The organism is Bradyrhizobium sp. BR14999 (assembly GCF_056106085.1).
On the sequence record NZ_CM148536.1, the window covers coordinates 7,373,276 to 7,386,829 of the forward strand.

The 13,554-nt window shown below is 59.9% G+C and carries 12 protein-coding genes and 1 pseudogene; 4 read left to right on the plus strand and 9 right to left on the minus strand.

Annotated features, from left to right (window positions below):
- Positions 1 to 121: 121 nt before the first annotated feature.
- Positions 122 to 865, plus strand: coding sequence for an SDR family NAD(P)-dependent oxidoreductase (locus tag ACR9YP_RS34415; protein WP_474217963.1), 744 nt, complete (start codon positions 122 to 124; stop codon positions 863 to 865).
- A gap of 1 nt (position 866) precedes the next feature.
- Positions 867 to 1,544 carry a glutathione S-transferase family protein gene (locus tag ACR9YP_RS34420; RefSeq protein WP_474217964.1) on the plus strand — a complete coding sequence of 226 codons (678 nt, stop codon included), beginning with the start codon at positions 867 to 869 and terminating at the stop codon, positions 1,542 to 1,544.
- A gap of 25 nt (positions 1,545 to 1,569) precedes the next feature.
- On the opposite strand, the gene ACR9YP_RS34425 is transcribed toward ACR9YP_RS34420, so the two are convergent.
- Positions 1,570 to 2,769: a CaiB/BaiF CoA transferase family protein gene (locus ACR9YP_RS34425; protein ID WP_474217965.1), complete on the minus strand. Its 1,200-nt coding sequence runs from the start codon at positions 2,767 to 2,769 to the stop codon at positions 1,570 to 1,572.
- 103 nt (positions 2,770 to 2,872) lie between these two features.
- The gene (locus ACR9YP_RS34430) at positions 2,873 to 3,505 is read right to left on the minus strand and encodes a DsbA family protein (protein ID WP_474217966.1); all 633 of its coding nucleotides are present in this window, start codon (positions 3,503 to 3,505) and stop codon (positions 2,873 to 2,875) included.
- A gap of 241 nt (positions 3,506 to 3,746) precedes the next feature.
- Here ACR9YP_RS34430 and ACR9YP_RS34435 point away from each other — a divergent pair, with 241 nt between their 5' ends.
- Entirely contained in the window at positions 3,747 to 4,262 is a 516-nt protein-coding gene (locus tag ACR9YP_RS34435; RefSeq protein ID WP_474217967.1) for a winged helix-turn-helix transcriptional regulator, read from the plus strand.
- A 137-nt stretch (positions 4,263 to 4,399) separates the two neighbouring features.
- Here ACR9YP_RS34435 and ACR9YP_RS34440 read toward each other — a convergent pair whose 3' ends face one another.
- The 4 genes from ACR9YP_RS34440 to purU all read right to left on the minus strand — a co-directional run bounded on the left by ACR9YP_RS34440 (position 4,400) and on the right by purU (position 8,950).
- On the minus strand, positions 4,400 to 5,764 hold the full coding sequence (locus ACR9YP_RS34440) for an MFS transporter (protein ID WP_474217969.1): 1,365 nt from the start codon (positions 5,762 to 5,764) through the stop codon (positions 4,400 to 4,402).
- Between the two features lie 97 nt (positions 5,765 to 5,861).
- The gene (locus ACR9YP_RS34445) at positions 5,862 to 6,770 is read right to left on the minus strand and encodes a bifunctional 5,10-methylenetetrahydrofolate dehydrogenase/5,10-methenyltetrahydrofolate cyclohydrolase (RefSeq protein ID WP_474217970.1); all 909 of its coding nucleotides are present in this window, start codon (positions 6,768 to 6,770) and stop codon (positions 5,862 to 5,864) included.
- Between the two features lie 7 nt (positions 6,771 to 6,777).
- On the minus strand, positions 6,778 to 8,058 hold the full coding sequence (locus tag ACR9YP_RS34450) for an aminomethyltransferase family protein (RefSeq protein WP_474217971.1): 1,281 nt from the start codon (positions 8,056 to 8,058) through the stop codon (positions 6,778 to 6,780).
- Positions 8,059 to 8,077: 19 nt separating this feature from the next.
- Positions 8,078 to 8,950 (minus strand): formyltetrahydrofolate deformylase, encoded by an 873-nt coding sequence (purU, locus tag ACR9YP_RS34455; RefSeq protein ID WP_474217972.1) that lies wholly within the window; start codon positions 8,948 to 8,950, stop codon positions 8,078 to 8,080.
- 237 nt (positions 8,951 to 9,187) lie between these two features.
- Here purU and ACR9YP_RS34460 point away from each other — a divergent pair, with 237 nt between their 5' ends.
- Positions 9,188 to 10,156, plus strand: a complete 969-nt coding sequence (locus ACR9YP_RS34460; protein WP_474217973.1) for a LysR family transcriptional regulator — start codon at positions 9,188 to 9,190, stop codon at positions 10,154 to 10,156.
- A 3-nt stretch (positions 10,157 to 10,159) separates the two neighbouring features.
- On the opposite strand, the pseudogene ACR9YP_RS34465 reads toward ACR9YP_RS34460, so the two are convergent.
- From ACR9YP_RS34465 to ACR9YP_RS34475, 3 genes and pseudogenes are all read right to left on the minus strand, one after another.
- Positions 10,160 to 10,357 (minus strand): annotated as a pseudogene (locus ACR9YP_RS34465) (ATP-binding cassette domain-containing protein); the annotation flags it as partial.
- Positions 10,358 to 10,646: 289 nt separating this feature from the next.
- A complete protein-coding gene (locus tag ACR9YP_RS34470; protein ID WP_474217974.1) occupies positions 10,647 to 11,855 on the minus strand; it encodes an ABC transporter substrate-binding protein in 1,209 nt (402 codons plus the stop codon).
- Between the two features lie 38 nt (positions 11,856 to 11,893).
- A complete protein-coding gene (locus tag ACR9YP_RS34475; RefSeq protein WP_474217975.1) occupies positions 11,894 to 13,552 on the minus strand; it encodes a hydantoinase B/oxoprolinase family protein in 1,659 nt (552 codons plus the stop codon).
- Positions 13,553 to 13,554 lie beyond the last annotated feature (2 nt).

Consider the following 13,554-nt stretch of genomic DNA (forward strand, 5'->3'; position numbering starts at 1 on the left):
GGGTCGAATGGACAATCCATCTCCGGCAATGGTTTTGCGCGGCTCATAAAACCGTCGTTTACAACTCATCATCAGACAGCTAGTCTCCAGTATCAAATAAGAACTTATGGGAGGATCGAGGATGGCGGCGAGCCGCGGTGTAGCGATACTTGTTGGCGCAGGCGATGCTATCGGCGCGGCGGTCGCCCGGCGTTTTGCCGAGGGCGGCTATACGGTTTGCATCTGTAGGCGCGATGCGTCCAAATCGCAGGGGCTTGTGGCCGAGTTAAGAGCTCTGGGACATAACATTCACGCGTTCAGCGTCGATGCTCGCCAGGAAGCAGAAGTCCAAGGCATATTCGCGCGGGTCGAGAAAGAGTTCGGCCCTGTCGAGGTTTGCCTCTACAACGCCGGCTCGAACGTCAACAAGCCTCTGCTCGACACGACGGAGAAGTTGTTCTTCAAAGCCTGGGAACTCGCCTGCTATGGTGGTTTCCTGGTTGGACGTGAGGCTGCCCGTGTGATGCTGTCGCGCGGACGCGGCACCATCTTCTTTACGGGTGCGACGGCAAGCGTGCGTGGCGGCTCGGGGTTTGCAGCATTTTCATCAGCGAAGTTCGGACTTCGAGCAGTGGCCCAGGCGATGGCGCGCGAGCTTGGACCGAAGAACATTCACGTCGTGCATCTCCTGATCGACGCTGGCGTGGATAGCGAGGCGATTCACCAACGCATGAAGGCAGCGAAGGGGATCGAAGCAAGCGATATCCCGCCGGATAGCCTGACCAAGACGTCTTCCATTGCCGAAGCCTATTGGTTCACCCACCAGCAAAGCAAAGATGGCTGGACCCACGAGCTCGATCTCCGCCCGTCCGTGGAGAAATGGTAATATGGATGCGACACCAAACCTGACCCTGTGGGGCGTTGGAACGAGTCGCACCATTCGTCCGCATTGGGCCATGCACGAACTCGGCTTAGCCTATAAGACAAAGCCCATTGGGCCACGAACCGGCGAAACCAAGACCGCAGAATACTCGAAGCTCAATCCGCGCCAGAAGATCCCGCTGCTTCAGGATGGCGACTTCTGCATCGGCGAGAGCGCAGCGATCGTTGCCTACCTGTCGCGCATGTATTCAACGCCGGAACGATCGCTGATTCCGGAAGCCCCGCGCGAGTATGCCGCGTGGCTGGAATGGTGCTTCTTTATCGTCGCGGAGCTGGATTCCACCAGCCTTTACGTGATGCGCCGCCATCGGGCCGACGCGCTCGGACCGATCTACGGCATTGCGCCCGAGGTCGTTGCCCAGGCCGGCGAGTATTTCCGCCAGCAGTTGCGCCATGTCGAAGTCGCGCTCGCAGATGGCCGGCAATTCCTGATGGGCGACCGGTTTACGAGCGCAGACATCCTGCTCACGACGTGCCTGGAGTGGGCCACCGCCTATGGCGTCGGCATTTGCGACAACGCTCAGCCCTATCTCGAACGCATCAGGAAACGGGAAGCCTTTCAGCGCGCCGTTGCGGCGAATGTTCCGGTGGCACCGACCACGCCGGCGCCGGCGAAGGTCTAAAATACGTCGCCAACGGGCTTCGCGGTTAGACCGCGACGCGCACGCTGCGCTCGGCGACCATCTTGTCGATGGCGCCGTCGTCGTAGCCCAGCTCGTGCAATACGTCGCGGGAGTGCTCGCCCACCCTGGGAGCAGGCCCACCGATCGCGGCCTCGTTGATCGCAAAACGCGCTGCCGGCTTAGGTTGCCGCACCCGCCCCACTTTCGGTTGATCGAACTCGGCAATGATACCGCGCGCGACCACCTGTTCATTGTGGATGATTTCGCCCCGCCGCAAGATCGGCGAACAGGGGACGTCGGCGGCATCCAGACGCTCCAGCCATTCTGCGGTGGTGTGCTGGCTGATATATTCGGCCATTTTATTGATGCGTGCCGTGGCGTTGACCGAGCGCGCCGATGGCGTCGCAAACCGGGGATCCTTGGCAAGCTCGGGGTCGCCGGTGGCGCGGCAAAAACCCTGCCATTCGGAATCGGAAATAGTACCGGCGGTGATGTAGCCGTCGCTGGTCTTGAACACGAGATCAGGCCGATCGTTAGGATCGGCAGCAGTGGCCTCGGCACCCACCACCGTGTATTGCATCATGCCTTCCGGCCACAAATACGAGATCATCGCATCCAACATAGCGACCTGAATGTGATCACCTTGCCCTGTCTTCTCGCGGGCATAGAGTGCTGCCGCTACCGCCTGGGCGGTGAACACCGCTGTAGTCTTGTCACATACGATGGTTCGGATCATCTGCGGACGGTTCGTGACCGGCTGCGACTGGATATCGGCAAAGCCCGAGAGGCCCTGAATGATCGGATCGTAAACACGCTTCTTCACATAGGGTCCGGTGTCACCAACACCGCTGATCGAAACATAGATCAGGCGCGGATATCGCTGGCGCAACTCTTCTACGCCGAGACCGAGACGCTCCATAGTGCCCGGCCGGAAATTCTGCACCAGGACATCGGTTTGCGCGACCAGTTTGGCGAGAACCTCACGGCCGGCTGCGCTTTTGACGTCAATCGACAGCGAGCGCTTGCCGCGATTTGAAGAAATGAATAGCGCGGAGAACTCGCCATCCCTATCAATGGTGGCACGGCTGCGCCGGGTAATGTCGCCGCCGATCGGCTCGATTTTCAGGACGTCCGCGCCCTGATCCGCCAGGAACATGGTCGCGAAAGGACCCGACATCACGCCTGTCAAATCCAGGACGCGAACGCCGTTAAGGGGACCGGGCATCACATTCTCCCTGAATTGACTTTGTTGTTATAAGGTCGACTGAGGTTTCGTCATGCAGCTGCGCGGACGTCTGCCCAGCTCTGCAAGGGTTCAGGTTCTGGCCTTAGGCCGTCTTCGAAACGGGCTGGCCGATCTGCTCGACGATCGACTCCTCCACATCGCGAAGCTGGTCCTTGCCGAAGAACATCTCATTTCCAACGAAGAAAGTCGGCGAGCCGAATGCGCCGCGGTTGACCGCGTCGGTGGTCCGATCGATCAGCCGCTTCTTGACGTCATCCTGCTGTGCACGCGCAATCAGCCGGTCGATATCGACGCCTGAGGAGGTGAATGCCTTTCGGAACGTTTCAAGGTCATCCATCTTCTTCGGCTCCTCCCACATGTGGTGGTAGGCCGCGCGGAAATACGGCTCGAACACGCCTTCGAACTGCGCCGCGACGGCACCGCGCATCAACATCAGCGTATTGACCGGAAAGAACGGATTGGGACGAAACTTCGTCACGTTGTGGCGGCGAATGAAACGCTGGGTCTCCAGAGCCTGGTATTCCGGCTTGTTCTTGATGCCACGAAGGGAATCGAACGGGGACATGTTGCCGGTCGCCTTGAAGATGCCGCCAAGCAGGATCGGGACATATTCGAATTTCACGCCAGTGCGCCGTTCGATTCCCGGAAGGGCCAGTTCCGCGAGGTAAGCATTCGGACTGCCGAAATCGAACAGGAATTCAACTTTGAGGGACATGTCAGCTCCTCCCGCAGAGCGCGATATTGGTCAGATTTGGGTGATCTTCCAGGCCGAACGCAGGCTGTCACTCATTTCTATAGTTCTAAAATTGAACTGTCAAATCCACTCTGAAATCGCGAGGTTTTGGACGAAGGGCGGGGTATTGTATCCACTTTAGTACCTATCTAGAATGGTGTGAGCGGTGCTGCCGCTCCCCCCTGATTCGAGCGGAACAGGCGCCGGCCGACCGGAGAGCAGAATGAAATGGGATGAACTTGAGGAAGAGCCGTGTTCGATGGCTCGCACCATCGGTGTGATTGGTGACCGCTGGACTCTTCTGATTCTCCGCGAATGCTTCCTGCGCACGCGGCGCTTCGAGGGTTTTCAGTCAGCGCTTGGAATCACACGGCATTTGCTCGCCGAGCGGTTGAAGAAGCTGGTCCGGCAGGGCGTCCTGCGCCGCATTCCCTACCAGGAGTCGCCTAAACGCCACGAGTATATCCTGACGCAAAAGGGCCTCGACCTCTATCCGATCATGATGGCGCTCGTACACTGGGGCGACACCCACATGGTCGACGAACGCGGACGTCCCCTGCTGCATGAGCACCGCAGGTGCGGAAAGATGTTCGACCCGGTGATGGTGTGCTCGGAATGCGGCGAGCCGCTTTCAGCCAAGGAAGTTCATGTCCACCCTGGTCCAGGCGCGCGCCCGGCTCCAGAGAGGGTCTTGCTTGACAAAAAAGCAAAGCCGAAGCCCCGCAGGAAAGCGGCGTAACGGCGACGAGCCGCGTTTCCCCCGCAACGGCCGCAGCGCCACGGCCGCTGACCCTGCGCCATCGGCTGGGTGAACTGGGTCTCGTCCCAAGCTTTGCCTTCCGCGTTGTAGGTCTTAGCTTCCGGCGTTCGGTTTCCTCACTCCGAGAGTGCACGGCTCTTCGAGCCGCGCTGGTGGATATCGGCTTTCCACACAGCAATAAACGTGACGGCGACACAGGCGGCGATAACGGCGAAGAACATCGTGGCACCATAGTTGAGAGCGTACGTGCCCACATAGGCGCTGACGATCGCGCCCGCCCTGCCGAAGCCAGCTGCCGCACCGACGCCGGTCGAACGGACGTTCGTGGGATACACGTAGGCAGCGAGCGCGTACAGCGAGCCCTGCGCGCCAAGCAGACAAAATCCTTCGATACATAGTAGGACCATCAGCAGCGGCTTGGTCTCGACCGACAGCGGTATCGATGCCAAGATCGCCGCCCCGACGATCGCAGCGCCCGCGACCGTCAGGATCGCAACCCGAGAGCCATACCGGCCGATCGCCCAGCCGGTGACGATGCAGCCGCCGACACCGCCGAGGTTGAATAGCGCGAGGCCAAAGCTTGCCGTCTGCACGTCGAAGCCCTTGCCGGTCAGGAGAGTGGGAGCCCAGGCGTAGAGCACGTAGACCGGCAACAGGCAGAAGAAGAATGCGATCCAAAGGGCCGTCGTCGTACGACGGAGGCTTGCAATGAACAAAGCGGCGAGCGACGCGCGTTGGCCTCCGGCATCGCGCCGATCGACGAAGACGCCGAAGGTTGCGGCGGTTTTGTCGAGGATCCGCACGGACCTCGCCACCTTCTCCTTATCAGCGCCGCGCGCCAACAGGTACTGTGGGGATTCCGGGAGTGCAAACGCAAGGATCATTGCAACGATCATCGGCAAGACACCACTGACCACGAACAGCAGGCGCCAGCCGTATTCGGGCTGAAGCTGGGCCGCGAGCACGCCGCCGATCATGCCGCCGATCGGGATACATACGATCCCTAACATCACGGACAGGCTGCGGTTTCGCCTGGGCGTGAATTCGGCGATCAGCGCCGTTGCCGCCGGAAGCGCACCGCCGAGCCCAAGACCCGCCAGAAAGCGGTATAGGCTGACTTCACCGACGCCATGTGCGGCGGCGATTGCAAGGGTTACCGCGCCGAACAGAAAGACCGACGCGATCAGGGCCACCTTGCGTCCAAGCCAGTCTCCGACGATGCCTCCGATCGGAGTGCCTAGCGTCATCCCGACGAAACCGAGCGCCAGGGCCGGCGCGAAGTCGCCTCGCGTGACGCTCCACTCCTTGATCATGGATGGTATGGCGAATCCGAGAATCTGATTGTCCAGACCATCGAGAATAATGGCGAGGGCGCACAGCAGCAGCACCTGCTTTCGCGAGGTACTCCAGATCCCCTCCTCGGCCAGCGATCCGATGTCGATGACTGGCTGCTGCGTCGTTTCCAAAGCGTGTGTCGTCACGTTTCGTCTCCCCCTTCGTATCAACGTTCGAATTCTTTCCCTGGAAGCCACGAGACGCAGCTTCGGAAGCTCTCACCGCACTTCCCGGCATTTCTGGTCAGGCACCGGTCGTCCTATCGATTTCCGCCTCCTTCGATCGAGCGGCTTTCATTTTGGCTGCAGTCAAAGTGTTGGCGAGCAGACAGGCGATGGTCATCGGCCCGACGCCACCGGGCACCGGCGTGATCGCGCCGGCGGTTTCCGCTGCCTCGTCAAAGGCGACGTCGCCGACTAGCTTCTCGACGCCCGTCTCGAGTTTCACGTGGCTGATGCCGACGTCGATGACCGTCGCCCCCGCCTTTATGAAATGCCCACGGATCAGACCTGCGACGCCGGTTGCGACGACGAGGATGTCCGCTTCCCTGCATCGCCGCTCGAGGTCTGTCGTGCGGATATGTGCGATCGAGACCGTGCACAGTTCCTGCAACAATAGCCGCGCCATCGGACGGCCCACGACGTTCGACGCCCCCACAACCAGTGCTCCAAGGCCGGCGATCTCGTCGTGCACCGACTTGATCAGACGCATAACGCCGAGAGGCGTGCAAGGAACCAGGGCGCCTTGCATTCCGGCCGCCGTTCGTCCCACGTTCAACGGATTGAATCCGTCGACGTCCTTGTCGGGACGAATGGCGGTCACGACGCGCCCCGTATCGATGTGGGGCGGCAGCGGAAACTGGACCAATATGCCGTTCACCGCGGGATCCCGGTTCAACTCCTCGATCAAGTCCAGAAGCTGCCGCTCCGTCGTGGTCGCACCGAGTGCGAAGCGACGCGACCGCATGCCCACTGCTTCGGTCTGCCGCACTTTGTTCGAGACATAGAGGTGACTGGCCGGATCGTCGCCGATCAGCACGACGGCAAGTTCCGGAACGGCGGCGCCGTTGCCCACGAGCGCAGCGACGCCTTCGGCCACTTCTTTCCGAACCTCGGCGGCGAGCGCCTTTCCATCAATGATGCGGGCGGTCATGGTAGGCTTAGACCTTGGAGAGGTCGGCGCGACGGTTGTCCTTCTTGTAGGGCGCCGGAGCCACCTTCGCACGAATGTGCTTTTGGCGACGTCCGGGCTCGCCCCAGACCACAACGACCTCACTCCCGATCTCGGAATGACCCACGTCGATGGTGCACAAGGACAGCATCTGGCGGAAGTAGTAGCTGTAGCCTCGCGACGTGGTCACGCCGACGTCCTTGCCGCCGCTCAGCACGCGGTCGGCATACATGAAGCCGCGTTGGTCGCGAGGCATTTCCATGTACTGGTATGGCTCCTGCTCCTTCTGGAAGAGCGAAGCGTGGACGTCGGCAACGTCGTCTCCGTTCCAGACTAACGTGCGGATCACACGCCGCGGATTGGCCACTTCTTCCTCGAGCGCCGCACGCCCCATGAATTCGTGGTCGAATTTGATGTTCTTGGCCCAGCCGAGCTCGACCGGGCTTCGGTACCAATCCCGGATGTCGTCTGACTGGAAGCTGCCTGCGATATTGAAGGTCGAGGCGAAGCCCGGCATCGCCGCGCGGAATTCGTCTTGATACTCCTTCATGTCCTCATCGAAGATTGCTGGCATGTAGTCGGTGACGATCGTCGGGAAGCAGGCCTCGAGGTGGTTGATGAAGATCGCACGGCCGCCGATGCGGCGGAGACCGAACTCCTGGCCGGCGGCGACGATGGCGTCGTAAACGGCCGCGGCCTGCGTCATGGGTCCCTGCAGCTCGAAACCGATCTCGCCCGACATGCCCTGCCGCAGCGCGAGCATCTTGCAGCCGGCGATCTCGATCTCGCCCGAGTGCATGAACTTCACGTCGCGCAGCGATTGCTTCGAGACCTTCTCCAGCAGCGCTATAGACGTCGGACCCTGGACCTGGAAATTGAACCAGTCGTCGGCCTCGGACGTGACGTTGTAGTCGCCGTGGCGACGGATGTAATCGACCCAGAACGTGCCGCGTCCGAACAGCATGAACTCATCGTCGGACAGCCGCGTGAGAATGCCCTCCGCGATAACCTTTCCTTGTTTATTCGTGTGAACGACGTGCTTCGATTGCCGGATGTCGAACTTCTGGAAGCTATTGACCGACGTATCCGAGAATAGCCTCAGGGCATCGGGCCCCTTGAAGCGCCGCTCCCACAGGAACGACCAGTCGCCGAGCGCGCAGGTCTCCTTCCAGGACATGCTCTCGTCGATCCAGTCGGTATATTCGGGAAGACCCCAACGCGAGGTGAAGTAGCCTTCGGGCGTCCTGCGCATGCCCTTGGGTGTCAGCATTGGTTGTTCTCCGTTCTGCTCAGTTGGCGAAAACGATGGTTCGCTCGCCGTTGATAATGATGCGATCCTCGAGGAAGAGATGAACCGCGCGCGAAAGCACCCGGCGCTCAATGTCGCGGCCCCTCCGGATCAGGTCTTCCGGCGTGTCCCGGTGGCTGACACGTTCGACGTCCTGTTCGATGATCGGACCTTCGTCGAGGTCGCCGGTTGCGAAGTGCGCGGTCGCACCGATCAGCTTCACGCCGCGCGCGTGCGCCTGATGATAGGGTCTGGCTCCCTTGAATCCTGGCAGGAAGCTGTGATGGATGTTGATGCAGCGACCGTGGAGATGGTGCGCGAGGTCGTCCGAAAGGATCTGCATGTAGCGTGCGAGGACAACGAGATCGGCCTTCGTCTGTGCGACAAGCGTCCTGATCTGCGCTTCCTGCTCCACCTTCGTGTCTTTCGTGACAGGCAGGTGATGAAAGGGAATGTCGCCCACGAGGCTGACGGTGAGTGCCGAGCGCGGATGGTTCGAGACAATCCCAACGATGTCCATGTCGAGCTCGCCGAGCCGGTGCCGATACAGGAGATCACCGAGACAGTGATCGAATTTGGAGACGAACAGCAGGACCCGCTTGCGTTCGGCCTGAGACCGCAGCTTCCATTCCATTCCGAACTTCCGGGCGATCGCCTCAATGCCTCGACGAGCTCCTTTGGCGCCCTCTTCCGAGAGCGTGACGCCGACTCTCATGAAGAAGCGTTCGCTTATGATCTCGTCGACCTGCGCAGCTTCGACGATGTTGCCGCCATTTTCGAACAGGCAGCGCGAGACATCGGCCACGATTCCGGGGACATCGCGGCAGGACAGGGTAAGGATGTATTGTAACCTTGATGCAGCTTTATCGGGCATAAGCGGACGATTTCTCGCGACCATAGGCGATCGGTTCCGACGGCACCGACCTGGGTGAGTGGATGTTTGAAGACTGAGAGGTGGACCGAGGAAGAGTACCGAAAGGGCTGCGCGCCCCCGCCGGCTACGGCTTTGAGTTCACTCCCAAAAGTCGCCTCTGAGGACGTTGCGGACTGACCATTGCGCAGAATGCCGTCATTGAAAATCCGGTATTATTCGATACAAGATATCAGGATTATGGATATCAGACGGCTCGACCTGAACCTGCTTCTCCTGCTCGACGGGCTCTTCCGGGCGCAGAACTTGTCGGCGGTATCCCGCCAACTGGGAATGAGCCAACCGATGGCCAGTGCGGGCCTGCGCAAGCTGCGGGACTTCTTTGGCGATCCCATGTTTCTGTCGACGGGGCGCGGCATGCGGCCGACACCCTTTGCGGAATCGATCGCCGAAGCCGTGCGGACGGTGCTGTCCACCGTCGATCAGCAGATACTGCGCAAACCGCGCTTCCTGCCCGAAGAGAGCGATCGCGTCTTCACGGTTACAACCTCCGACATTGGCGTCATGATCTTTATTCCGCCGATCCTCCAACGCATCCGCACGATGACTCCCGGGGCCAGCCTGCGGTGCGTGCCGACGTCACACGAGGATTTGGAGGACGCGCTTGAAAGCGGCGGGATCGATCTTGCGATAGGCTATTTCCCAGACCTCATCGGCCCAAACATTGTGACCGAAGACCTCTTCGATCATCCGTTCACCTGCATCGTGCGCAAGGATCATCCGACGATTGGCGATACCTTGTCGCTTGAACAGTTTCTTGCGGCGGACCACATCGTCGTCAACCAGCAGGGCCGCAGCCAGGAGATTTTTGAAAAGCGGGTTCGAGAGCTCAAGCTACAGCGGCGCGTCGTTCTGCACCTGCCGCATTTCATGAGCGTGCCGCAATTGGTCGCGACCAGCGACATGATCTCCACCGTTCCGTTCTCGCTTGGAGCTTGGTACGCGGATGCGGGCCTCAAGCTGTTACCTCCTCCGGTCTCTATACCCCTCATCGAACTGAGGCAGCACTGGCACCGCCGGATGGACCATGAACCGGCGGTGCGCTGGCTTGAATCAATCGTGGCCGAGGAGTTGCGCGATCGTGATCCCGCATTGGCGATGTCGGCGGACTATGCGAAATCGCGCGCCAAGGCTGCGCCGGCGCGGTAATATCTCGCTCTTCATGAACTTCCCCGCAGTTACCTCCAGAGATTTCGTAAGCAGGTTGAAGCAAGTCGTTTTGCCGGCACCGTTCGGTCCGATCAGCGCATTAATGCTGCCGCGACACACCTTCAAGGAAACATTCCGGACCGCGACGAAGCCAGGGAACTCTTTCACCAACCCACGCGCTTCGAGGATAAACTCGGCCACATGCGCTCTCGAAGCATTTACCCAACAATGCCAGTCGTCCTATTAGCTCTCACTGCTTCGAGTTCCTTCGGACGCTCGCAAGACGTGCCGTCAAGAGCCGCGCATTGCTCCGTATCTAATTCGCCAACCAGACCGAAAGCATTGCGCCAAGGTTCACTACAACTCCGAGGGCGGCCAGAGCGTGGACCTGGCATTCGGTGAGAGCCGGCAGCTCGGAGTCCGGTGGTTGCCAAAGCGGATGCAATGACGGGTTTCTTTCAGATGACCTCGTGATGCCGGTGTACTAACATCACCTGACGAGGTCGCAGCCGCCTTCATTGAGCGGACGAAACGCACGATCCGCCTCGACGTTTCCAACCACCTTGTAGTAGTCCCAGGCTCCGGTCAATTCGCTGCGCGTCTTCACCTGATACAAAGTGATGGGATAGAGAACCCGGCCATCGATGCGGATCGAGCCGGCATGGCCGAAATAGTCGACGGGCGCCTTACGCATCTCCGCCGCGACAACATCCGCATCGACCGATTCCGCGCTCTTCACCGCCTTCAGATAGTGCGTGATGGAGGCATAGACAGAAGCTTGTTCCTTCGTCGGCATTCGCTTGGTCTTTTCGAAATAGCGCTTCGACCAGGTCCTGGCGACGTCGTTCTGATCCCAATAGAAGCCTTCGGAAAGCAGCAAACCGTTTGTCGCGTCCAAGCCCAGACTGTGGACGTCCGTCAGGTACACAAGAAATCCGACCAGCTTCTGCCCGCTGTCAGAGATGCCAAACTCCTTGGCTTGCTTAATCGAATTAATCAAATCGGCGCCGCCGTTCAGAAGTCCGATGACTTGAGCCTTGGAGCTCTGCGCTTGCAAAAGGAAGGAGCTTAAGTCGGCAGTATTAACGGGATGTCGCGCCGCTCCCAGCACCGATCCACCTGCTTCGGTGATGAATGCCGTGACGTCCCGTTCCAACGCATGGCCGAACGCATAATCGGCTTCCACGAAGAACCAGGTCTTGCCTCCATTCTTTACAGTGCTTTGTGCGGAGGCTTTCGAATAGGAATAGGTGTCGTCCTGCCATGCCGTGCTATACGGAGAACAAGCCTTCCCGGTAAGATCCGAGGTCGATCCCTGCATCAGCGTGATGCGACGAGCCCGTCGGCCAATCTCTTGCACGGCCAACGCGACCGACGAGACCGGCACATCGGCGATGGCATCGACACCATCAACATCGAACCAACGACGAGCCGTAGCCGATCCGACGTCGGCCTTGTTTTGGTGGTCGGCGGAAATGATCTTCACGGGGACGCCGTTGACGGCTCCTCCGAGATCATCAATCGCCATCTGGGCAGCGGTCACCGAGCCCGGACCACCCAGATCGGCATAAGGCCCGCTCATGTCATTCAGGATCCCGATCTTGACGACATCCTTCTCGATCTTTGCTTCGCAGGGGACGACGGGGGAAAGTCCGAGGACGGCCGCAACGCTCATACCGATACAATAACGAATAATCATAGGTGATGCCTCATCGTTGATGAAAACGGACCGTCAACTCATTGGACGATGCTACGATCGTCCGCCGTGACCAGAGCTTGTTCGAGATCGTCCCGAACAAGCTTGGGATCGCGATCCCGCGGATCGCCGTATCCGCCTCCGCCAGCGGTCTCGATCACGAGACGATCGCCGCGTCGGAGTTCCGTATTGCCTTTCGATGGAAGACTAATTTGCTCGCCATCGCGTTCGACCAAGAAACGGGAATTCGCGCCGGGCTTGCCGCCGAACAAACCCCATGGACGTATCTTGAAGCGGTCGGAGTAGGAATTGAACGTGACGCCATCATCCATAATGCGATACACGCGTCGCGCGCCCAGGCCGCCGCGATGTTTTCCCGCACCGGCCGACCCGCGGCGCAGCGCGTACTCCTCCACCCGCATGAAGGGGTAATCGGCCTCGAGCGACTCGACGGGGACGTTCGAGCAATTTCCCACGTAGCCATCGACGACATCCGCGCCGTCCGAGCCGGCCGAGGCGCCCCACCCTCCACCGACGACCTCCATGTAGACCCGGTATCGGTCGGAGCCCATATGACCCATGCCGATCGCGTTCGTCGTATCGTGGCCGGACGTCAGGACCTGGCTCGGGACCACTTCAGACATTGCGAGCATGATCGAATTGTAGACCCGATGGCATGCGTTGTTGCGGGCCCTCACTGCCCGAGGCTGACTGGGATTGAGGAACGATCCATAAGGTACTTTCACGGAACGGATCGGCCGATAGAGACCATCATTCACCGGAATGCGACCTCCGCCCAGCAAGATCGCGATTGCTCCATAGGCCGCCGATACCGTCGACGCGTGCGGTGAATTGATCATTCCCTTCGTCTGCGACGAACTGCCCTCGAAATCGATTTCGATTTCGTCGCCATCGATGGTAATTTTGACGGCAACCCGTAATGGATCCGCTGTGAATCCGTTATCGTCGACAAAATCTTCAGCGCGATAGACCCCGTCAGGAATTGCGCGCACGGCATCGCGGGCGAGCCGCTCGGAATAATCCTGGAGATCGCGCGCCGCAGCCAGAACCGTTTCCTCGCCGAACCGATCGAGCATCTCTATAAAGCGAGCCTGACCGGTCCGATTGGCGGCCAGCTGGGCATAGATATCGCCCATGACGTCGTCAGGCGGACGGACGTTGATTCTGATGAACTGTTCCAGAAGGCCGTCGCCGAGATCGCGATCCACGTCGAAACGGCAGAGCGGGATACGCAGCCCTTCCGAGAACACGTCGGTAGCGCTGGCGTTTGGTCCTGCCGCGCCGCCGCCGACATCGATATGGTGGCCAAGCGATGCACTGAAGGCAAGCAGCTTGTCACGATAGAAGACAGGCGTGAACAGCACGATGTCGTTGAGGTGCTGGGCACCATGGTAGGGATCGTTCGTGATCAAACCCTCGTTGGGCTTGATGGTCGAGAGATCGAACTTCGCGGCAAATGCCTCGAACACTTTGCCGAAGGAGTTCATGTGGATCGGGCAGAACTGCGCCTGGGCGATGATGCGGCCATTGCGATCGAGAAAGGACGTCGAACAGTCTCTCGCCTCGCGGATAATGGTCGAATAGGCCGAGCGCACGAGCTTTTCGCCCATTTCCTGCGCCATGCCGTGCAGACCATGGCTGATGATGTTGAACGTCGCTTGATTGAGATTTGTGCTCATGA